19 protein-coding genes are annotated in these 19,755 nt (G+C 73.4%); 7 read left to right on the plus strand and 12 right to left on the minus strand.

Annotated features, from left to right (window positions below; genetic code table 11):
• The first annotated feature begins 125 nt into the window (after positions 1 to 125).
• The gene (gndA, locus tag MB828_RS31045) at positions 126 to 1,565 is read left to right on the plus strand and encodes an NADP-dependent phosphogluconate dehydrogenase (RefSeq protein ID WP_301651071.1); all 1,440 of its coding nucleotides are present in this window, start codon (positions 126 to 128) and stop codon (positions 1,563 to 1,565) included.
• 147 nt (positions 1,566 to 1,712) lie between these two features.
• Here gndA and MB828_RS31050 read toward each other — a convergent pair whose 3' ends face one another.
• From MB828_RS31050 to MB828_RS31060, 3 genes are read right to left on the minus strand one after another with little or no spacing between them, the layout of a single operon-like run.
• Positions 1,713 to 4,253 (minus strand): FtsX-like permease family protein, encoded by a 2,541-nt coding sequence (locus MB828_RS31050; RefSeq protein WP_301651161.1) that lies wholly within the window; start codon positions 4,251 to 4,253, stop codon positions 1,713 to 1,715.
• A 5-nt stretch (positions 4,254 to 4,258) separates the two neighbouring features.
• Positions 4,259 to 5,020, minus strand: coding sequence for an ABC transporter ATP-binding protein (locus MB828_RS31055; RefSeq protein WP_301651072.1), 762 nt, complete (start codon positions 5,018 to 5,020; stop codon positions 4,259 to 4,261).
• The gene (locus MB828_RS31060) at positions 5,017 to 5,247 is read right to left on the minus strand and encodes a hypothetical protein (protein WP_301651073.1); all 231 of its coding nucleotides are present in this window, start codon (positions 5,245 to 5,247) and stop codon (positions 5,017 to 5,019) included. Before MB828_RS31060 ends, MB828_RS31055 begins: the two co-directional genes overlap by 4 nt.
• A gap of 183 nt (positions 5,248 to 5,430) precedes the next feature.
• Here MB828_RS31060 and MB828_RS31065 point away from each other — a divergent pair, with 183 nt between their 5' ends.
• Both MB828_RS31065 and MB828_RS31070 read left to right on the plus strand, forming a co-directional pair.
• Positions 5,431 to 6,690, plus strand: coding sequence for a sensor histidine kinase (locus tag MB828_RS31065; RefSeq protein ID WP_301651074.1), 1,260 nt, complete (start codon positions 5,431 to 5,433; stop codon positions 6,688 to 6,690).
• 7 nt (positions 6,691 to 6,697) lie between these two features.
• Positions 6,698 to 7,360 carry a response regulator transcription factor gene (locus tag MB828_RS31070; RefSeq protein ID WP_301651162.1) on the plus strand — a complete coding sequence of 221 codons (663 nt, stop codon included), beginning with the start codon at positions 6,698 to 6,700 and terminating at the stop codon, positions 7,358 to 7,360.
• A gap of 13 nt (positions 7,361 to 7,373) precedes the next feature.
• Here the strand turns inward: MB828_RS31070 and MB828_RS31075 are convergent, their stop codons facing one another.
• On the minus strand, positions 7,374 to 8,414 hold the full coding sequence (locus MB828_RS31075) for a C40 family peptidase (RefSeq protein ID WP_301651075.1): 1,041 nt from the start codon (positions 8,412 to 8,414) through the stop codon (positions 7,374 to 7,376).
• A 208-nt stretch (positions 8,415 to 8,622) separates the two neighbouring features.
• Between MB828_RS31075 and MB828_RS31080 the strand changes: the two genes are divergently transcribed.
• Positions 8,623 to 9,672 carry a chitinase gene (locus MB828_RS31080; protein ID WP_301651076.1) on the plus strand — a complete coding sequence of 350 codons (1,050 nt, stop codon included), beginning with the start codon at positions 8,623 to 8,625 and terminating at the stop codon, positions 9,670 to 9,672.
• A gap of 122 nt (positions 9,673 to 9,794) precedes the next feature.
• Here the strand turns inward: MB828_RS31080 and MB828_RS31085 are convergent, their stop codons facing one another.
• Positions 9,795 to 10,967, minus strand: coding sequence for a right-handed parallel beta-helix repeat-containing protein (locus MB828_RS31085; RefSeq protein ID WP_343236218.1), 1,173 nt, complete (start codon positions 10,965 to 10,967; stop codon positions 9,795 to 9,797).
• Between the two features lie 238 nt (positions 10,968 to 11,205).
• Between MB828_RS31085 and MB828_RS31090 the strand changes: the two genes are divergently transcribed.
• Positions 11,206 to 12,060, plus strand: coding sequence for an LLM class F420-dependent oxidoreductase (locus tag MB828_RS31090; protein ID WP_301651077.1), 855 nt, complete (start codon positions 11,206 to 11,208; stop codon positions 12,058 to 12,060).
• Between the two features lie 361 nt (positions 12,061 to 12,421).
• Here the strand turns inward: MB828_RS31090 and MB828_RS31095 are convergent, their stop codons facing one another.
• The 3 genes from MB828_RS31095 to MB828_RS31105 all read right to left on the minus strand — a co-directional run bounded on the left by MB828_RS31095 (position 12,422) and on the right by MB828_RS31105 (position 15,004).
• A complete protein-coding gene (locus MB828_RS31095) occupies positions 12,422 to 13,030 on the minus strand; it encodes a TOPRIM nucleotidyl transferase/hydrolase domain-containing protein (protein WP_301651163.1) in 609 nt (202 codons plus the stop codon).
• Between the two features lie 187 nt (positions 13,031 to 13,217).
• A complete protein-coding gene (locus tag MB828_RS31100; RefSeq protein WP_301651078.1) occupies positions 13,218 to 14,093 on the minus strand; it encodes a PhzF family phenazine biosynthesis protein in 876 nt (291 codons plus the stop codon).
• 29 nt (positions 14,094 to 14,122) lie between these two features.
• Entirely contained in the window at positions 14,123 to 15,004 is an 882-nt protein-coding gene (locus tag MB828_RS31105; protein WP_301651079.1) for a TetR/AcrR family transcriptional regulator C-terminal domain-containing protein, read from the minus strand.
• A 103-nt stretch (positions 15,005 to 15,107) separates the two neighbouring features.
• Here MB828_RS31105 and MB828_RS31110 point away from each other — a divergent pair, with 103 nt between their 5' ends.
• A complete protein-coding gene (locus MB828_RS31110; RefSeq protein ID WP_301651080.1) occupies positions 15,108 to 16,280 on the plus strand; it encodes an FAD-dependent oxidoreductase in 1,173 nt (390 codons plus the stop codon).
• A 96-nt stretch (positions 16,281 to 16,376) separates the two neighbouring features.
• Here the strand turns inward: MB828_RS31110 and MB828_RS31115 are convergent, their stop codons facing one another.
• A complete protein-coding gene (locus tag MB828_RS31115) occupies positions 16,377 to 17,015 on the minus strand; it encodes a TetR/AcrR family transcriptional regulator (RefSeq protein ID WP_301651081.1) in 639 nt (212 codons plus the stop codon).
• Positions 17,016 to 17,153: 138 nt separating this feature from the next.
• Between MB828_RS31115 and MB828_RS31120 the strand changes: the two genes are divergently transcribed.
• Positions 17,154 to 18,173 carry an aldo/keto reductase gene (locus MB828_RS31120; protein WP_301651082.1) on the plus strand — a complete coding sequence of 340 codons (1,020 nt, stop codon included), beginning with the start codon at positions 17,154 to 17,156 and terminating at the stop codon, positions 18,171 to 18,173.
• Positions 18,174 to 18,224: 51 nt separating this feature from the next.
• On the opposite strand, the gene MB828_RS31125 is transcribed toward MB828_RS31120, so the two are convergent.
• The 3 genes from MB828_RS31125 to MB828_RS31135 all read right to left on the minus strand — a co-directional run bounded on the left by MB828_RS31125 (position 18,225) and on the right by MB828_RS31135 (position 19,722).
• Positions 18,225 to 18,404, minus strand: coding sequence for a hypothetical protein (locus tag MB828_RS31125; protein WP_301651083.1), 180 nt, complete (start codon positions 18,402 to 18,404; stop codon positions 18,225 to 18,227).
• Between the two features lie 15 nt (positions 18,405 to 18,419).
• Positions 18,420 to 18,797 (minus strand): hypothetical protein, encoded by a 378-nt coding sequence (locus MB828_RS31130; RefSeq protein WP_301651084.1) that lies wholly within the window; start codon positions 18,795 to 18,797, stop codon positions 18,420 to 18,422.
• A 295-nt stretch (positions 18,798 to 19,092) separates the two neighbouring features.
• Complete coding sequence (locus MB828_RS31135; protein ID WP_301651085.1) at positions 19,093 to 19,722, minus strand: hypothetical protein; 630 nt, start codon at positions 19,720 to 19,722, stop codon at positions 19,093 to 19,095.
• Positions 19,723 to 19,755: the final 33 nt, after the last annotated feature.

The following is a 19,755-nucleotide window of genomic DNA, read 5'->3' on the forward strand; positions in this document are numbered from 1 at the left end:
CCGGCGCCGCGACTTTCGCCCGTTCGGATCGGGGCGCGGTGACTCTCGGGCCGGTCTGAACGGACGCCCACCGTCCGCCCGTACCTCCGGGCACGTCAGCGTTCGACCGCAGATCGGAGTCCCCCGTGAACGCATCCGCAGCCATCGGCGTGACCGGCCTGGGCGTGATGGGCCGCAATCTGGCCCGGAATCTCGCCCGGCACGGCTACCCGGTCGCCGTCCACAACCGCACGCCGGCCCGTACCCGCGCGCTGCTCGACGAGTACGGCGACGAAGGCACGTTCGTCGGCGCCGAGAACGCCGCGGAGTTCGTGGCCGCCCTGGAACGCCCCCGCCGTCTCATGATCATGGTGCAGGCGGGTGCCGCCACCGACGCCGTCATCGACGAGTTCGTCCCGCTCCTGGAGCCCGGTGACATCGTCATCGACGGCGGCAACGCCCACTTCGCGGACACCCGCCGCCGCGAGGCCGCCCTGCGCGCGAAGGGGCTGCACTTCGTGGGTGTCGGTGTCTCCGGCGGCGAGGAGGGCGCGCTCAACGGGCCGTCGATCATGCCGGGCGGCTCCACGGAGTCGTACGCCGTCCTCGGGCCGATGTTCGAGGACATCAGCGCGAAGGTGGACGGCGAACCGTGCGCCACGCACGTCGGAGCCGACGGCGCCGGGCACTTCGTGAAGATGGTCCACAACGGCATCGAGTACGCCGACATGCAGCTCATCGCCGAGGCCTACGACCTGCTGCGCCAGGTCGGCGGATACGCGCCGGCCGAGATCGCGGACATCTTCCGGGAGTGGAACGGCGGCCGGCTCGGCTCCTACCTCGTCGAGATCACGGCCGACGTCCTCGCCCACGTCGACGTGGCCACCGGCGCGCCCTTCGTCGACGTCGTCGCCGACGCGGCCGGGCAGAAGGGCACCGGGCGCTGGACCGTGCAGACCGCGCTGGACCTCGCCTCGCCGGTCACCGCGATCGCCCAGGCGACGTTCGCCCGCGCCGCGTCCGGGCGCAGTGAACTGCGCGCCGCGTACGCCGGGTTGCCGGGCGGCACCACGCCGCCGCTCAGCGCGACCGAGGCCGACCGGTTCGCCTCCCGCGTCGAACACGCCCTGTACGCGTCCAAGGTCATCGCCTACGACCAGGGCTGTACGATGATCCAGGACGCGGCCGCCGAGTACGGCTGGAAGATCGACCTGGGTGCGGTGGCGCGGATCTGGCGGGGCGGCTGCATCATCCGGGCGTCCTTCCTGGACCGGATCCGCGCGGCCTACCGGGCGGACCCCGACCTCGTCAGCCTGCTCGCGGAGGGGGAGTTCGCGAAGGAGATCGCGGACGCGCAGGTGCCGTGGCGGGAGACCGTCGCGTCCGCGGCCCGCCGGGGCATCCCGGTCCCCGCGTTCTCGGCGGCCCTGGCCCACTACGACACCCTGCGCGCGCCCCGCCTCCCGGCGGCGCTCCTCCAGGGGCAGCGGGACTACTTCGGTGCGCACGCCTACCGGCGGACGGACCGGGAGGGGACCTTCCACACCCTCTGGGCGACACCGCACCGCCCCGAAACAGAGGCCTGAACACAACACCCCGCCAGGGGCAGCGCCCCGTCAGGGGCGCGGGGAACTGCGCGATCAGCCACGACGGACCGCCGCGGGACATCCGGTGCTCAGCCGTCCGCGGCGCCGTCGTGGCTTGTCGCGCAGTTCCCCGCGCCCCTTACGGGGCTACGGTGCTCTCAGCGCTTCGGCCGGCGGCACCCTCAGTGCTCTTCTCGTCGGCAGTTCCACCGTCGCGTACGACGTGACGAGCACCGTCAGCGCGGCGGCGGGCAACAGCCACACCGGCCCCGCCGGCCACGGCCGGTGCAGGAAGCCCTGGCCCAGCAGCACCAGCGGCAGCGCCGACAGCACCACCCCCGAGACCAGCGCGGCCAGCGCGATCACCCCCGCCTCCCGGCGCATCATCGCGAGGACCTGGCCCGGCGTCGTACCGACCAGCCGCAGCGCGGCGATCTCCGTGCGGCGCTGGACCGTCGCCGCGACCAGCCGGTTGGCGATGCTGAGCAGCAGATAGCCGAGCAGGACGACGATGACGGCGAGGTTGATCCAGACCTCGGGCGGGGTGTCCGCGCCGGCCTCGGGCGTCGCGTCCGACAGGGCGAGGCCGGGGCGGGCGGCGGCCAGCGCGGTCAGCGCGCGTCCGGCGCGGGCCGTGCCGTCCGTGCGGACCAGCACGCTGTCGTCGAGGTCCGTCGTGGTGTGCCCGGCGGCCAGGTCGTGGGAGAGGACGACGGGGCCGAAGCCGAGTCCGCGGTCGTAGACGGCGACCACCAGGGCGGTGACCGGCGCCCCGTCGCCCAGGAACAGCCGGACGCGGTCCCCGGGTCCGGCGTCGCGCGGCCCCGCCACCTCGCTGCTGACGGCGATCGTGGCGCCGGTGAGGGCCGACAGGCTGCCCCGTGTCACCCCGGGGTCCAGGACGTCCTTCGCGGCCGGCGTCAGGACCAGCGCGGAGGCGGACTCGGTCTCGGTGTCGCCGAACATGCGGTACGGCCAGACCACGGTGGTCGTTCCGACGGGGGCCGCGGCCTCGACACCGGGCAGGTGCCGTACGGCGGCCGGTGTGCCGGTGGGCAGTCCGCCCAGCGCCGGCGCGGTCAGCCGGTACTGGGCCGGCGTCCCGGTCCGGGTGTCGTCCGCGGTCGCGGCGAGCACCGTGGTCTGCGCGAGGGTGTACGTCAGCACGAACACCACCGCCATGGCGAGCGGGCTGACCACCCCGGTGACGCGCTGCGCGTACGCCCGTACGTTGGACAGGGCCAGCCAGGTCGGCGCGGACACCCCGGGCCGCAGCCGTCGTACGACCGCCTCGCCCGCCGTCCGCACCAGCGCGGGGCCGGCCAGCGCCAGGCCGATCGCGGCGACGATGCCCGCGATGGAGGTGGCGGAGGCGCCGAGCAGGGTGCGTTGCAGCAGCGGAGGGACGGACAGGGCGCAGGAGGCGGCCATGAGGAGGAGGCCCGCGACCGTGCGGGCCCGGGACGGGGTGCGGGGTTCGCTGCGGGACTCGGCGACCGCCTCGGTGGCCGGCATCCGCGAGGTGCGCCAGGCCGCGCAGCGGGCGGCGAGGCCGACGACGGCGAGCAGCAGGACGACCGTGGCCAGGGCCGGGAGGGGGCCGACGGTGAGGGGGAGTTCGGCGGGCAGCACGGCCCGGTGGACGAGCAGGGTCCGGAAACGGCCGGCCAGCAGGTAGCCGAGGGCGACGCCGGGGACCAGGGCGACGGTGGCCACGGCCGTCGACTGGGCCGCGGCCAGCCGCCGGATCTGCCGCGGGGTCGCCCCGACCGCCCGCATCAGCGCCAGGTCCCGGCGTTGCCCGGCGATCGCGACACCCAGGGCGCCGGCCGTGACGAACCCGGTGATCAGCAGGACGATCCCGGCGAGCGAACCGGCGAGCAGCACGAGCAGCGACCGCGCGGACCCGACACCGGGGGCGACGGCGGTACCCCGGTCGGCCCCGGTGAGCACCTTGAGTCCGCTCCCGGCGACCGCCGCCCGGACCTCCGCGGCGACCCGCTCCCCGGCTCCGGGGGCGACACGGAGGCCGACGAGGTCGACGGTGCCGGCCCGGGGGGAGACGGTGGTCGTCTCCCCCACCCTGTTCGCCAACTGGCTCGCCCTTGTGTCCGTGACGTAGATCCCCGCGTCCGGGGCGTGGACCAGGGCCGTGATCCGGTAGGGCGCGGGCGGGCGGCCGTTCGCGGTGATGTGGACGTGGTCGCCGACGGACAGGCCGGTCGACGCGTCCACCGCCGCCTCGGCCGGGGCCGTCGGGGCCCGGCCCTCGATCCGAGGGTCGCTGAGCAGGCGCGTAGAGGACCAGCCGTGCCCGGCCGTCGCCGGGTCCTGGTCGGCGACCGGGACCAGTCGGCCGTGCGGGTCGGTCACGGCGGCCGGGAAACCGAGGTCGCCGACGGCCGCCGTGACACCGGGCAGCCTCGCCAGGCGACCGGTGAGCGCGGCGGGCACCGAGGCCCGTTCGGGCAGGGCGATCGGCAGGTCGCCGGGGACGTGGTACTCCTGGTCGGCCGCGACCACCACGTCCGCGCCGCCGAGCCGTCCGGGCGGCAGCCGGGACCGCAGCCCGGACTCCGCCAGCACACCCGTCGCGGTGACCAGGGCGGCGGCGCCGAGGACCGCGCAGGCCACGGCGAGCAGCGCGGTGATCCGGTGGGCGGCCATCCGCAGGGCGAAGTGCAGCACGGCGCTCACCTGTCTCCCAACGCGGCCAGCCGGGCGGCGAGTTGCGGCGCCGTGGGGTGGTCGAGGGACTCCACCACCCGGCCGTCGGCCATCACCAGCGCCGTGTGGGCGCGGGCCGCGGCGGCGGGGTCGTGGGTGACCATCACGACCGTCTGGCCGAGCTCGTCGACGAGGTCGCGGAGCAGGCCGAGGACCTGGTGGGCGCTGCGCAGGTCGAGCGCGCCGGTCGGCTCGTCGGCGAAGACGACCGCGGGCCGGGCCGCCAACGCCCGTACGAGCGCCACCCGTTGCTGCTGGCCGCCGGACAGCTCGGCGGGCCGGTGGTGCAGCCGGTCGGCCAGCCCGACCCGTTCGACCAGGCCCCGGATCCAGTCCCGGTCGGGGCGGCGGCCGGCTAGCCGCAGCGGCAGCGTGATGTTGTCCTCGACGGAGAGGGACGGGATCAGGTTGTAGGCCTGGAAGACGAACCCGACGCGCTCCCGCCGGAGTTCGGTGCGCCTGGTCTCGTTCAGCCCGGCGATCTCCCGGCCGTCGACGCGGACACTGCCCGAGCTCGGCGAGTCCAGGCCGGCCGCGCAGTGCATCAGCGTGCTCTTGCCGGAGCCGGACGGCCCCATCACGGCGAGGAAGGTGCCGTGTTCGACGGTGAGCGACACGTCGTCCAGGGCCCGTACCCCACCCGCGTACGTCTTCCCGACGCCGGTCAGCGCGATGGCCGGGGCGCGCCGGGCGGTGTCCACGGCGGTCGCGTGCGCCGGCTGCCTCATCGCCGGCCCCGCAGCCGACGCGCCAGCAGGAGGCCCGCGCCGAGCAGGGTCACCGCACCGCACGCCACGTTCAGCCAGGGGGGACCACCGGTGTACGAGGCCACCAGGTTGGCGCCCGCGCTCAGGACCACGAGGGACCACAGCAGGACGCGGGTCAGGTCCGGACCGGCGCCCGGTTCCCCCACGGGGGGCGGGGTGGTGATGCGGTAGGGGTCGGTGCTGGCCACGGGAACCTCCGCTGGGGGCTGACGTCCTTCGTCACGGCCCCGACGCTACGGACCGCGACCGGCCCCGGCCGATCCCGCAGACCGCCGGTTCCGGGGTACAGCAGGCTGTACTTTCCGGGTGCGCGGGACGCGGTGAACCGGCGTACGCCATAAGGTCGTCGACGAGGACCGAAAGGGGTGCGGATGGCCGTCACCGGGGTGCGGGCCGAGGGGATCCGGGGTCTGGCCGCGCGGACGCTGCGGGCCGCGGGCGGCGCCCTCGCGGAGCTCGTCGGCGGGCTCGGTACGGCCGCCCTGGCGTTCGGCCTGCTGCTCCTGCTCGCGGTGACGGCGGTGACCGCACCGCTCGGCGTGGGCCTGCTCCTCGCCCCCTCGGTGGTGCGCGCGCTGCACGCCCTGGCCGGGCGGGAGCGGGAGCGGCTCGGGCGGCGCGGGCCGGAGGTGATCGCCCCGGTCCGGCCGCCGGTCCGGCCGCGGCTCGCGCTCACCGACCCCACCACCCGGCGTGAGCTGCGCTGGCTGCTGCGGCACGGCACGCTCGGGCTGCCACTGGGTCTGCTCGGCGTCCTGCTGCCGCTGTCCGCCGTACGGGACACCACGTTCCCGTTGTACTGGCGGTTCGCCCCGGCGGACCTGACCGCCACCTCCTTCGGCTACGGCACCGCGCACTCCTGGGCGGACGCGTGCGCGGTGTCGATGTTCGGCGTCGGCTCCATCGCCGTCATCCTGGGCCTGACCCCGGCCATGGCCCGGCTCCAGGCGGCCCCCGGACGGCGTCTGCTGGCCGCCGGACCCGACCAGGACCTGTCCCTCCGGGTCGCCGAACTGACCGCCACCCGGGCCGCCGCCCTGGACGCCCACGCCACCGAACTGCGCCGCATCGAGCGGGCGTTGCACGACGGCACGCAGAACCGGCTGGTCTCGGTCACCGTGCTGCTGGGTGCCGCCCGCCGGCAGGTGGCCCGCGATCCGTCCCGTGCCGACGAGATCCTGGAGCGCGCCCAGTCGGCCGCCGAACAGGCGCTGGCCGAACTGCGCACGGTCTCCCGCGGCATCCTGCCGCCGGTCCTCGGTGACCGCGGTCTCGCGGGGGCGCTGTCGGGTCTGGCCGCCGAGTCGCCGGTGCCGTGCCGGATCGACGTGGACGCGCCGGAACGCTGTGCCGCCTCCGTCGAGGCGACCGCCTACTTCGTGGTCGCCGAGGCCCTCACCAACGTCGCCAGGCACAGTGGCGCGGGGCGGGCCGCGGTCACGGTGCGGGTCCGGGGCGGCCGGCTGGCCCTGACCGTCACGGACGACGGCCGGGGCGGCGCCGACGACGGCGGGGGTTCCGGGCTGACCGGGATCCGACGCCGGGTCGCGGCGCACGACGGCACCCTCCGCCTGACCAGTCCGGTGGGCGGACCGACCTGTCTGGAAGTGGAACTGCCCTGTGGAACGTGACGAACCGCTGCGGATCGTGCTGGCCGAGGACGACCCGCTGCTGCGTGAGGGACTGGTCCTGCTGCTGCGGGCCGAGGGCGTGGACGTGGCGGCCGCGGCGGGGACCGCCGAGGGGGTGCTGGACGCGGTCGACGCGCACCGGCCCGACGTCGCCATCCTGGACGTGCGGATGCCGCCCACCCACACCGACGAGGGGATCCGCGCGGCCGTCGAGGCCCGGCGCCGCCACCCCGGTCTCGCCGTGCTCGTGCTGTCCGCGTACGTGGAGCAGAGCTTCGCCACCCAGCTGCTCACCGGCGGGGTCGGCGGGCTCGGCTACCTGCTCAAGGAACGGGTGGGGCGGGTCGAGGAGTTCCTCGACGCGCTGCACCGGGTGGCGTCGGGCGGGACGGCGATCGACCCGGAGGTGGTCGCCCAGCTCTTCACCCGTTCCCGTCAGGACACCCGGTTGGAACGGCTGAGCCCGCGCGAACGGGACGTGCTGGCGCTGATGGCGGAAGGGCTCGGCAACTCCGCGATCGCCGAACGCCTCGTCGTCACGGACGGCGCCGTGCACAAGCACATCCGGTCCATCTTCGCGAAGCTGGACCTGTCCCCGGCCGACCAGGTGGACCGCCGGGTGGCGGCGGTCCTGCACTACCTGGAGGACGCGAGGACCCGGGCCCGCTGACCGCGGGGCCGGGTCAGACGCGGACGCCGAACATGAACGGGCCGCCGATGGTGCTCATCGACTCGTAGCGGACGACCGTGCCGGTGCGCGGGGCGTGCAGGATCTGTCCGTTGCCCGCGTACAGGCCCACGTGGTGCAGGTCGTTGAAGAAGAAGACCAGGTCGCCGACCTGGAGCTGCGAGGTCGAGTAGATCCTGGTGCCGATGGCCGACTGCGACTCGGAGGTACGCGGGATGGAGACGCCGGCCTGCGCGTAGGCCCAGGACGTCAGACCCGAGCAGTCGTACGAGGACGGGCCGGTGGCGCCGTACACGTACGGGGTGCCGATCTTTGTCTTGGCGGCGGCGAAGGCGGCGGCGGCCCTGCCGGTGGCGGAGGTGTCGTTCCCGAGGTCCACGCGCGCGCTGGAAGAACGGCTGGCGCGGTCCTGTTCGGCGGCGAGGGCGGCCTTCTCGGCGGCGGTGAGGCTGTTGAGCAGCTTCTGCGCCTCGGCGAGCTTGGCCTGGACTTCCTTCTTCTTCTGGCCGAGTTCGGTGCGGGTGGCGGCCAGGTCCTTCAGCTTGCCGGTCGCCTCGGCCCGCTCCTGGGCCAGTTCACGCTGCTTGGCCTGGATCTTCTTCAGCGTCTCGACCTGCTGGCCGCTCAGCTGGTCGAGCGTGGACGCCTTGTCCAGGTAGTCGTCCGGGTCGGCGGAGAGGAACAGCTGGAGGGAGGGGTCGAGGCCGCCGCTGCGGTACTGGGCGGTCGCCATGGCGCCGATGCCGTCCCGCAGTTCGTTCAGCTCGTCCTGGCCGCGGGCCACCGAGTCCTGCAGCGCGGATATCTGCTTCTGCAGCTTCTGCTGCTTCTCCTTGGCCCCGTTGAACTTCTCGGTGGCCTGCTCGGCCTCCTCGTAGAGCTTGTCCACACGGGACTTGACCTCGCTCTTGCTCGGCTTCTCACTGGGCGCCGCGTCGGCCGCCTGGGCGGAGAGGGCGACGGCTGCGGCGGCCGCGGAGGTGAGCACGGTGACCCGAGCACGGCTCGGCTGCTTGGGACGACGGTGGGACGCCACGGAGGCGAACTCCTTCCGAGCAGAGGTTCGGGGCAACAGACACTAATGACTCTCTTATGTTCAGTTCAAATCTTCGCCTGAAAATTGTTGGCCAGAACTTGTCGGAACTGGTGGGAGGGTGCCGCCCCCTGATGTCGCGTCGGGTGGTCGGTCCAGAGATTGTAAAGAACCTTGACAGTTAATTGGTCTAGTCCAAATATGGGCGTCCATGAGACGCACCCGTGCCCTGCACGCCCTGGCAGCAACAGCCCTGTCCGCCGCGCTCGTCACCCTCGGGTCCGGCGCCGCGCACGCCGCCCCGCACCCGGCCGCGCGGCCCATGCCCGCGCACGTCGCCGCCCCCTACTTCGAGACCTGGACCGGCCAGAGCCCCGCCGCGCTCGCCGCCGGCTCCGGCAACGACTTCCTCACCCTCGCCTTCCTCCAGACCCCCGCGGCCGGTTCCTGCACGGCCGACTGGAACGGCGACCCCACCCGGCCGGTCGACCGCTCGGTCCTCGGCGCCGACATCACCGCCCTCCAGGCCCGCGGTGGCGGCGCGATCCCGTCCTTCGGCGGCTACAGCGCCGACACCACCGGCACCGAACTCGCCGACAGCTGCACCGACGTGGGCGCCATCGCCGGGGTCTTCGAGAAGCTCGTCACGACGTACGGCATCTCCCGCATCGACCTCGACGTCGAGGCGGACTCCCTCGCGAACACCGCGGGGATCGACCGGCGCAACAAGGCGGTCGCGGAGGCCGAGCGCTGGGCCGAACGCACCGGCCGGCCGCTCCAGTTCTCCTACACCCTGCCGACGACCACCAAGGGCCTGGAAGCCGACGGCCTCGCCGTCCTCCAGAACGCCGTCGCCAACCACGCCCGCGTGGACGTCGTCAACATCATGACCTTCGACTACTACGACGGCGCCGCCCACGACATGGCCACCGACACGAAGACCGCGGCCGAGGGCCTCTACGCCCAGCTCCACGCCCTCCACCCGCACCAGAGCCCCCGGCAGCTGTGGGGCACGGTCGGCGTCACCGAGATGCCCGGCATCGACGACTACGGCCCCGCCGAGACCTTCACCACCCAGAACGGCGCGCGGGTCGCGAGCTGGGCCGCCGGCCGGGGCATCGACACCCTCTCCTTCTGGGCCCTCCAGCGCGACAACGGCACCTGCGTCGGCACCGGCGGCTCCGACTCCTGCTCCGGCATCGCCCAGGACACCTGGTACTTCAGCCACACCTTCGCCCGGTTCGCCGGGCCCCGCCGGTAGCCGCCGGCCGCACCGGGGCTCCGCCCGCCTCCCCGTGGCGCGTGCGCCGGCCCGGGGGTCCACAGGGTGTGGACACCCGGGCCGGGCGGTGGGCGGGGGCGTGCGGTGTGTGCGGTGCGGGGCTACGGGTTGACGACCGTGCCGCCGAACGTGACGTTCAGCTTGCCGCTGGAAGCGAAGGACCAGCCGAGGGTGCCCGCGTAGGAGGAGCAGCGGGAGCCGTTCGTCCCGGTCCAGAACTGGTTGGAACCGTCGGCGTCGCCCACGGTCTTGTCGTTGGAGCCGTCGACGGCGAACCGGCACGAGGTGTTGGTGCGGAACACCGAGGTCCCCTTGTCGAAGGAGAAGTTGCGCTCGGCGTTGTCGATGCCCACGTTGTTCGACACGGTCATCGTGCCGGGGTTGCTGTTGTAGGTGAACCCGTGGTGGCCGTTGCCGTAGGCGATGTCGTGCTGGACGACGTGGTTCACGGCGATGTCGTCGCCGCCGAGCTTGTAGCCGTTGCGGTCGCCGTCCCCGCTCTGACTGCCGTCGCTGAGCGTGCCGTTGCCGTAGGAGAGCGAGTACTCGATGGTGACCGGGCCGATCGCGCCCGTGTCCGTCTTGGTGTACAGGTCCCAGCCGTCGTCGATGTTGTTGTGCGAGACGTCGTACCGGAAGACGTTGCCGGTGCCGGTGGTCAGCTTGGCCGCGAACCCGTCGGCGTCCTCGCCGTCGCTGTCGGCGTTGTCGTGCGACTCGGAGCTCACGATCAGGTTGTTCGCGGGCCACGCGCTGCTGGACGTGCTGGAGGAGATCCGGCCCAGCTGGAGACCGGTGTCACGGTTGTAGGCGGTGACCGTCCGCTCGACGACGTTGTTGCTGCCGCCGACGTAGATCCCGTTGTCGCCCGCGTGCTGGACCGTCAGGCCGTACAGGTGCCAGTAGTTGGCGAAGAGCTGTATGCCACGGTTGGACGAACTCTCGCTCTGCGCGGAGAAGTTGAGCACCGGAGTCTCGCCCGGGTAGGCGGACAGGGTGGTGCGGGCGCCGGACGTGCCGTCGGAGCCGGCCGGGATGGTCACCGTGGATGAGTAGTCGTACGTGCCGCCGCGCAGGTAGATCGTGCCGCCGGCGGCGATCCGGCTGATCGCCGAGGTGAGCGTGGTCGGCGCGGACTGGGTACCGGCCGCGCTGTCGGTGCCGCTCGGCGACACGTACAGCACGGTGGACGCGGCCTGCGCGGGCGCGCCGGACAACGCCACGAGCGTGCCGGCGACCAGGCCGACGGCCGCGATTACTGGTCTCACGTGCATCGTTGTCTCCGTTCGGGTCCGTTCGGGTCCGTTCGGGTGCGTTCGGATGGGTACGAGGACGTGTTGGAAAGCGCTTTCTAAAGGAAGCTAGAAGCGTGTTGTGGGCGCGTCAAGGTTCATGTATGTAAAGAAAATTCAGAGATATGATCAGCGAGGGTGCGTGTCGGCGGTCGCCGGGGGCGGGTGTTACTTCGACGGTGATCGGAATAGGCGTCGTTGGGCCCGCGTTGTGCGTCGTATGACCGAGATCACAAGCGAGATCGACCTGGGCGCCGTCGGTGTGTGGCGCCACTCCCGGACCCGGCCCGAGCTGGCCGCCGAGGTGGAACGGCTGGGCTACGGCACCCTCTGGCTCGGCAACGTGACCGACCCGGACCTGGCCGTGGTGGAGGAACTGCTCGACGCCACGGAACGGCTGGTGGTCGCCACCGGCATCGTGAACATCTGGTCCAACCCGGCCGAGCGGGTCGCCCGGGCGTACCGGCGGATCGCCGAACGCCACGCGGACCGTTTCCTGCTGGGCGTCGGCGCGGGCCACCCGGAGGCGACGAAGGAGTTCGTACGGCCGTACCAGGCCCTCAACGACTACCTGGACGTCCTCGACAAGGAGGGCGTGCCGGTGGCGCGCCGGGCCCTGGCGGCCCTCGGCCCCCGCGTACTGCGCCTGGCCGCCGAGCGCACGGCGGCGGCGCACCCCTATCTCGTCACCCCCGAACACACCCGGCAGGCGCGCGGGATCCTGGGCGCCGGGCCGCTGCTGGCCCCTGAGCAGAAGGTGGTCCTGGAGACGGACCGCACCCGGGCCCGCGCGGTCGGCGACGCCACCCTCGGCATGTACCTGGGCCTGCGGAACTACGTCAGCAACCTGCGCCGCCTCGGCTTCGACGACACCGACTTCGCGGACGGCGGCAGTGACCGGCTCTTCGACGCCCTGATCCTGCACGGTGACCCGGCCCGGTTGGCCGAGGGCCTGCGGGCCCACCTGGACGCGGGCGCCGACCACGTGACCCTGCAACTCCTGCACAGCGACGACACCGACCCCCTCCCGGCGTACCGGGAACTGGCGGCGGCCCTGGGCCTGCCGACCCGCTGACCGGGAGCGGGCCGCCCGCGTCTCCGCTGACGGGGAGCGGGCCGCCCGCGTCCCGGCTGACTGGGGGCGGGCCGCCTGCGTCCCGGCTGACTGGGGGCGGGCCGCCTGCGTCCCGGTTGACTGGGGGCGGGCCATCTGCGTCCCGGTTGACTGGGGGCGGGCCATCTGCGTCCCGGTTGACTGGGGGCGGGCCGCCTGCGTCCCGGTTGACTGGGGGCGGGCCGCCTGCGTCCCGGTTGACTGGGGGCGGGCCATCTGCGTCCCGGTTGACTGGGAGCGGGCCACCTGCGTCCCGGGCTGCTGCGACGGCCGTCTCTCTTGCGGTCGGGGACCGCGGCTCTGGTCGCGGGTCGGGCGCCGGTCAGAGGGTGGTGAGCAGGCCGTTCAGGGGGGCCGGGACGCGGGTGGGGACCAGGGCTTCGGCGAGGACGCGGCCGTAGTGGATCTTGCGTCCCTTCTTCGTGCCGAGGAAGCGCCGCAACTGCTGTTGGGCGGTGCGGCCCCGCTGGGCGGGCTGGTTCAGGAAGGTGCACAGGGGCCGGTGGTCGCCCTCGGCGCGGATGAGTTCGGTGACCCGGGGCGGGCCGAGGGCGCGGATCAGTTCGTCCTCCAGATCGGCGGCGCAGACGAAGACTCCGTCCTGCGGAGCACCGGCCCGCTCCAGCCCCCTGGCGTAGTAGGGCTGTTCGCGTTCGTCGCACAGTCCGGTGAGGCGCAGGCCGAGGCCGGGCGGCCCGAGGAGCCGGGCGAAACGGCCGACGTTCATCGCACCGCCCATCGACAGCACGCAGACTCCCTCGGCGGCCAGGTCCCGTCCGTGCAGCGCGGTCACCGCGCCGACGGCCGCGACGTCACTGGGCCCTTCGAGCAGCACGGCCGCCCGTACGCCGAGCCGGCCCACGAGCTCCCGCGCGGGCCCGTCACTTTCCCCTCGCAACCAGGCACCGACTGCCGCACGGAAGGCGTCCATGTCGGGTACGGGGCCCTGGGGCGTACCGGGCCCCGGGAGCTGGGCCGGGTTTCGTGCCGTGTCCTGGGCCGGGGCCTGTGACGTGTCCTGCGCCATGGGACGAGTCTGCGGTCCGTCCCGACGGGGCCGCCAGGGGATTTCCGCCGGAGCCGGGGGGAGAGCCTTCGGCAGGGTACGACCGGCGGTGTCAGGCGATGCGGGTGCCGGTGCCGCTCACCCGGACGCGGGGGTCGTCCGCGCGCAGGGTGACCGTGAGTTCGCCGGGCCGGCCCAGGTCCTCGCCCTGGTGCAGGGTGAGGACCGCGTCCTCGGGAACCAGGCCGAGCTCACGGGCGTACGCGCCGAACGCGGCGGCGGCCGCCCCGGTCGCCGGGTCCTCGACGACACCGCCGACCGGGAACGGGTCCCGCACGTGGAAGACCTCGGCCGACGCCCGCCACACCAGCTGGACCGTGGTCAGGTCCAGCCGGTGCATCAGGGCTTCGAGGCGCGCGAAGTCGTAGGCGAGGTCCGCGAGTCGGGCGCGGGTGGCCGCCGCGAGCACGAGATGGCGGGCCCCGGCGAACGCGACGCGGGGCGGGAAGGCCGGGTCGAGGTCGGCGGCCGGCCAGCCGAGCGCGGCCAGCGCCTCCGCGAGATCGGCGTCGGCGATCTCCTCGGTGTGCGGCTCGACGCTGGTGAGCGTCGCCCGGACCGTGCCGTCCTCCTGGGTCACCGTCACCGGGACGGTGCCCGCACGGGTCGCGAACACCAGCTCGCCGGGGCCGGTCCGCTCGGCGAGCGCCACGGCGGTCGCGATGGTGGCGTGCCCGCAGAACGACACCTCGGCCTTGGGGCTGAAGTAGCGGATGCGATACGCCCGTTGCCCTCCGCCGGCCAGGTCCTCCGGGGGCGCGGTGAGGAACGCGGACTCCGAGTACCCGAGGTCGGCGGCGATGGCGAGCATGTCGTCGTCGTCCAGGCCGCTCGCGTCCAGCACGACACCGGCGGGGTTGCCGCCGTCGGGGCTGCTGGAGAAGGCGGTGTAGCGCAGGACCTCGGGCCGGGGCGCGTTCGTCGTCATGCGGGCGGCAACACGGGTTGGGGCGGCGGCTATTCCTGGCCGGGGGCGGCGGTGCGGGCGGCCGCGACGGCGGTGATGCCGGTGAGGACGAGGTCGATCCCGGCGAGGAACTGCTCACGGTCGTCGTGCTCGCGCGCCTGGGCCGCGACGGCCCGGGTGAACGGGTAGTCGTCGGGGTCGAGTCGCTCCCATGCCGTCGACACGGCGTCGAGGAACGCGGCACGGTCCACACCGGGTCCGAGGCCGCTGCCGTGCGCGGCGTTCACGGCGTTCTGGCCGGCGGCTCCGAGGACGTAGTGCACCAGGGCCGAGGTGGCGGTGAACCAGCCGTCCTCGGGCACGCCGAGCGCACGGACCTGCCGGCCGACGCTCTCGAAGATGCGCGGTGTCACCGGCCCCCAGGGGCTGCGGGAGAGTTGCGTCGCGAGTTGTGTGGCGAGCCACGGGTGGTCCTCGATGGCGTCGAAGAGACCGAGCGCGACGGAACGGATCCGGTCCTGCGGCGAGACGGTGCCCACCGAGGTCCCGGCGCCGCATTCCGCGGCCGCCGCGTCCTCGCCCGGTTCGGCCGTCGGGTCCTCGCCCGGCGCGACTGCCACGGCCCCCGCTCCTGCTTCCACCGCGGGTCCCGTTCCTGCTTCCACCGCGGCTCCCACTCCTGCTTCCGCCGCGGGCCCCGCTCCCGCCACCGCCGCGGCGACGACCGCGTCCGTCGCCGCGCCGAGCAGCTCGCCCTTGTTCGCCACGTGCCAGTAGATCGCCCCTGGCCCGGTGGCGAGGCGCTCGGTGAGCGCCCGGAACGTCAGCCCGTTCTCGCCGGCCGAGTCGAGCAGTTCGACGGCGGCTTCGACGATGCGCTCGCGGGAGAGCGCCTCTGTGCGCCGCGGTGTCCGGCGGGTGCGCGTTGCCATGGGCCCATCTTGACACGACTGGAGCGCCGTTCCAGCATGGAACACTGTTCCAGAATGGAACGCCGTTCCAAGATTGCTCTCCTGCCCTCCCTGAAGGAGCCCCATGTCCCCCACGCCAGTCACCCCCGCCACCACCACCTCCGTCACCCCCGTCACGATCGTCGGCGCCGGGCTCGGGGGCCTCACTCTCGCCCGGGTCCTGCACCTCCACGGGATCTCCGCCACCGTCTACGAGGCGGAGCCGTCCCCGGCGGCCCGTGCACAGGGCGGAATGCTCGACATCCACGAGCAGAACGGCCAGTCGGCCCTGGCGGCGGCGGGCCTCACCGAGGAGTTCCGCGCCCTCGTCCTGGAGGGCCGCCAGGCGACCCGGGCACTCGCCCCCGACGGGGCCGTCCTGCACGACGAACCCGACGACGGCACCGGCGGCAGGCCCGAGGTGCTGCGCGGCGAACTGCGCCGGATCCTGCTCGAATCGCTCCCGGCCGGCACCGTCCGATGGGGTCACAAGGTCACCGGTGTCCGCGCCCTCGGCGCCGGCCGGCACGAGGTGACCTTCGCCGACGGCGGCACCGTCACCTCGGACCTGCTGGTCGGCGCGGACGGCGCCTGGTCGCGGGTCCGCCCGCTGCTCTCGGCCGCGACGCCCGCGTACTCCGGCATGTCGTTCGTCGAGACCTACCTCCATGACGCCGACACCCGGCACCCCGCCGCGGCGAAGGCGGTCGGCGACGGCTCGATGTTCGCGCTCGCGCCTGGCAAGGGGATCCAGGCCCACCGGGAGACCGGCGGGACGCTCCACACCTACGTGGCGCTGCGCAGGCCCGAGGGCTGGTTCGCGGCGATCGACTTCACCGACCCCGCCGGGGCCGCCGCGCGGATCGCGGCCGAGTTCGACGGCTGGGCCCCGGAGCTGACCGCACTGATCACCGACGGCGACACCGCGCCGGTCCTGCGCCCTCTCCACGCCCTGCCGGACGGACACCGGTGGGACCGGGTGCCCGGCGTGACCCTGCTGGGCGACGCCGCGCACCTCATGATGCCGAACGGCGAGGGCGCGAACCTGGCCATGTACGACGGCGCCGAACTCGCCAAGGCCCTCGCCACGCACCCGCACGACACCGAGGCCGCGCTCGCCGGGTACGAGGAGGCGATGTTCGCCTGCGCCGCCACGGAGGCGGCGGACACCGTCCGCCTCCACGAGCTGATGTTCGGCGACGACACACCACACGGCCTGATCGCCATGGTCACCGCCACCGACCACCACACGTCGTAGCCCGGCCGCACTGGCGACCGCCCGGCCGGCCGTATTGCCGACCGCCGTACGACGGCATCCGCTGAAGCCCTGATCCCGACCGCGGCCCGGCGGAAGCTAGGAGCGCGCTGCTCCGTCCGCGTCCCGCCCCAGCCCGGTGACCAGGAGGCCGACCAGTCGGCGGGCGTCGTAGCGGGGGTCGTTCTCCGCGCCGATGCAGAGGTTGCCGACGCCGCGCATCAGCTCGTACGCCGGCAGGCCGGAGTGGACCTCGCCGGCTTCGGCGGCCGCGTCGAGGAGGTCGGCGCAGACGGGGACCAGCCGGTCCAGGAAGTAGCCGTGGAGGGCGTCGAAGCCGGCCTGGTCGGAGTGGAGTGCGGCGGCCAGGCCGTGCTTGGTGGTCAGGAAGTCCACGAAGAGGTCGATCCACCGGCGCAGCGCGTCGTACGGGGTGGGGGCCGAAACCAGCAGGGCCGGCCCGGCCTCGGCGCACGCCTCCACCTGGTGCCGGTAGACGGCGATGATCAGATCCGCGCGGGTCGGGAAGTGCCGGTAGATCGTCGCCGTGCCGACGCCCGCCCGGGCCGCGATGTCGCGCACCGGGGCCTCCACGCCCGACGCGACGAACGCCGCCGCGGCCGCTTCCAGCAGGGTCACCTCGTTGCGCCGGGCGTCCGCCCGCCGCGGTCTGGCCGACGCCCGCTCCTCGTCCGGCACCCGCTCCTCGTCCTTCGTCAGCTCGCCGTCCTTCGTCATCGCTGTGCTCCCACGTCGTGCTCCGTCCGGGGTCACCCTATCGGGGCGTTGCTAAACGGGACAGTGTTCCGTATCGTCGAAGACGTGAAACGGGACATCGTCCCGTTTGTGCTTGGGTTACGTGAGGGAGAGTCAGCCATGCAGTACCGCACCTTGGGCCGGACCGGCGTACAGGTCAGCGCTCTCGCGCTCGGCGCGATGAACTTCGGCGCGATCGGGCGTACGACGCAGGAGGAGGCGACCGCCATCGTGGACGCCGCACTGGATGCCGGGATCAACCTCGTCGACACGGCCGACATGTACGGCCAGGGGGAGTCGGAGGAGATGGTCGGCAAGGCCATCGCCGGCCGCCGCGAGGACATCGTGCTGGCCACGAAGGCCGGGATGCCGATGGGTGACGAGCGCAATCACCGGGGGAGTTCCCGCCGGTGGCTGGTCACCGAGCTGGAGAACAGCCTGCGCAGGCTCGGCGTCGACCATGTGGACCTCTACCAGATACACCGCTGGGACCCGGCCACCAGTGACGAGGAGACCCTGTCGGCGCTGACCGATCTGCAACGGGCCGGGAAGATCCGCTACTTCGGCTCCTCGACGTTCCCCGCGTACCGGATCGTGCAGGGTCAGTGGGCCGCCCGTGAACACCACCTGAGCCGGTACGTCACCGAGCAGCCCAGCTACTCGCTGCTCCAGCGCGGTGTGGAGACCCACGTGCTGCCCGTGACCGAGGAGTACGGCATGGGGGTGCTGGTGTGGAGCCCGCTGGCCTCGGGCTGGCTGTCGGGCGCGGTGCGCAAGGGCCGGCCGATCACCACCAGCCGGGCCGAGCTCCTGCCCGACCGCTTCGACCTCACCCTCCCCGGCAACCAGGCCCGGCTCGACGCGGTGGAGCGGCTCGCCGGTGTCGCAGAGGAGGCCGGGCTGACCCTGATCCAGCTCGCCCTGGGCTTCGTGACCGCGCACCCCGGCGTCACCAGCGCCCTCGTCGGCCCCCGCACCCTGGACCAGCTGCGCGCCCAGCTCGCCGCCGCCGACACCGTGCTCTCCGCGGACGTCCTGGACGCGGTCGACGCGATCGTCACCCCAGGCACCGACCTGGCCGCCCACGAGAAGTACGACACCCCGCCCGCCCTGCTCAACCCGGCCCTACGCCGCCGCTGACCGGCAACGAAGCGTCACCCGTGGCAGCCGTCTCAGCCCGCGGCAGTCGCCTCAGCCGACGGGCCGATGATGCACGGGGCCGCCCGGCACGTTCTCGGCGCCGAGCAGCTCGGCCGCCTGGTGCTGGGTGTGGTCCGCCGCCTGACGGGCCTCCGCGACGACATCGCCGCGTTCGCGCACCAGGTCCTCGTAGATGGGCAGTTGGACACGTTCGGTGGGGCTCGGTGTCATGGTCGGTCCTCTTCGTCAGGCCCGGTTGAGGCGGGCGGCGATTCCGTGGCCGATCAGCAGATACAAAACCGCGGGAAGTCCATAATTGAGGATGACGCGCAATCCTTCTGTGTCCATCGTGAAAATGTCCTGCGACCACCAGGCAAGCAAATCCGCCATGCTGTGCACGAACTGCACGAATATGTTGGCCCGATTCGCGTCGAGCAGGTACAGCAGGATCCACAGACCCAGCAGCCCGGCCGCGGTGTCGGCGATCGTGCAGATGGTAAGGGCGGCTCGGCGGCCGGTGTCGGGACGGCGTACGGGCCGTCCAGGGCCAGGGCCATAGGGATGATCGGGGGTGGGCGGCTGCTGGTATGCGGGGTATCCGGAGACCGGGTCTGTGTTGCTCACGGCAATTCCGTTCTCTCGACGATTTCGGCTTCTCTCCTACTGCGTACGACCGCCGTATCCGCGTTACACCCCAATTCGCGGCCGCCCTGTTCGATCCTGCTTTCTGGCCGCCTATTCGTGCACTTGCCGCGATGTGCAGCCGTTGTGGCGCATGGGGGCAGGCGCACCGAGCCTGTGCCTCGCTCCTCCGCCCGGCCGGGCTCAGTAACCGTTTCCTGAAGAAGGGCAGATCCCAGGTCCGGGAAGGCCGGAGTGCCCCACCCGGACCTGACACAGGTGCGGCGCTCCGGCTCGCCTAGCCGCAGTCGACGTCGACCAGTCCCCCGCCGAGGACCGGGTCGGTGGCCCGGCCGCTGATCTGCAGCACTCCGGTGCCGTCGGGTCCCCAGCGCAGGGCGTAGGTGCCCGCGTCGAAGGGGCGGTAGCCGTCGTCGACCGTCCAGGAGCCCGCCGTGCCCAGGGCCACGCCGGTACGCCCCACGGCGTAGGCCTCGCCGGTGCCGATCACCAGGAAGGAGGTCTCCCGCACCACGGCCGTGCAGCCTCCCGGCCCCACCGGACGGAGCACGTGGTACCTCGCGCTGGAGACCAGGTCGTCCGCCGCTCCCAGCGTGGTGCCGAGCGCGGCGACCGCGATCAACAGGAGGCCGCCCCACCGGACCCACCCCGCCCATCTGCCCAGGAGCGTCGCGGTGCCGGCCGGGTGGCGGCGGCCGGTCCGGCGGAGGACCCCTCGCAGGGCGAGCGCCGCGGCGAGGAGAACCGCGCTCACCGCCCAGCCCGGCACCACCCGCCCCCCGACGAGCAGCAACGGACTGCTCCAGCCCGCCACGGCGGCGAGAGCCGCACCCGCGAGGCCGACGGCAGGCCCGGCGACGGCCCGCCACCTCGGCGGCCCGCCCTGTGCTGTCAACGCTTCGGTCACGGCGGCTACGACGGTGCCGGCCCCGCCGGAGGT

The organism is Streptomyces arenae (assembly GCF_022343545.1).
GTDB classification, from domain to species: domain Bacteria; phylum Actinomycetota; class Actinomycetes; order Streptomycetales; family Streptomycetaceae; genus Streptomyces; species Streptomyces humi.

What these genes read in the sequence shown, in the direction of transcription:
- MB828_RS31065 (WP_301651074.1), top strand. Translation starts at nt 5,431, where the DNA reads ATGGCCGTCACCGGGGTGCGGGCCGAGGGGATCCGGGGTCTGGCCGCG.
- MB828_RS31110 (WP_301651080.1), top strand. Translation starts at nt 15,108, where the DNA reads ATGTCCCCCACGCCAGTCACCCCCGCCACCACCACCTCCGTCACCCCC.
- MB828_RS31115 (WP_301651081.1), bottom strand. Translation starts at nt 17,015, where the DNA reads ATGACGAAGGACGGCGAGCTGACGAAGGACGAGGAGCGGGTGCCGGAC.
- MB828_RS31080 (WP_301651076.1), top strand. Translation starts at nt 8,623, where the DNA reads ATGAGACGCACCCGTGCCCTGCACGCCCTGGCAGCAACAGCCCTGTCC.
- MB828_RS31125 (WP_301651083.1), bottom strand. Translation starts at nt 18,404, where the DNA reads ATGACACCGAGCCCCACCGAACGTGTCCAACTGCCCATCTACGAGGAC.
- MB828_RS31085 (WP_343236218.1), bottom strand. Translation starts at nt 10,967, where the DNA reads ATGCACGTGAGACCAGTAATCGCGGCCGTCGGCCTGGTCGCCGGCACG.
- MB828_RS31100 (WP_301651078.1), bottom strand. Translation starts at nt 14,093, where the DNA reads ATGACGACGAACGCGCCCCGGCCCGAGGTCCTGCGCTACACCGCCTTC.
- MB828_RS31095 (WP_301651163.1), bottom strand. Translation starts at nt 13,030, where the DNA reads ATGGACGCCTTCCGTGCGGCAGTCGGTGCCTGGTTGCGAGGGGAAAGT.
- MB828_RS31055 (WP_301651072.1), bottom strand. Translation starts at nt 5,020, where the DNA reads ATGAGGCAGCCGGCGCACGCGACCGCCGTGGACACCGCCCGGCGCGCC.
- MB828_RS31105 (WP_301651079.1), bottom strand. Translation starts at nt 15,004, where the DNA reads ATGGCAACGCGCACCCGCCGGACACCGCGGCGCACAGAGGCGCTCTCC.
- MB828_RS31120 (WP_301651082.1), top strand. Translation starts at nt 17,154, where the DNA reads ATGCAGTACCGCACCTTGGGCCGGACCGGCGTACAGGTCAGCGCTCTC.
- MB828_RS31090 (WP_301651077.1), top strand. Translation starts at nt 11,206, where the DNA reads ATGACCGAGATCACAAGCGAGATCGACCTGGGCGCCGTCGGTGTGTGG.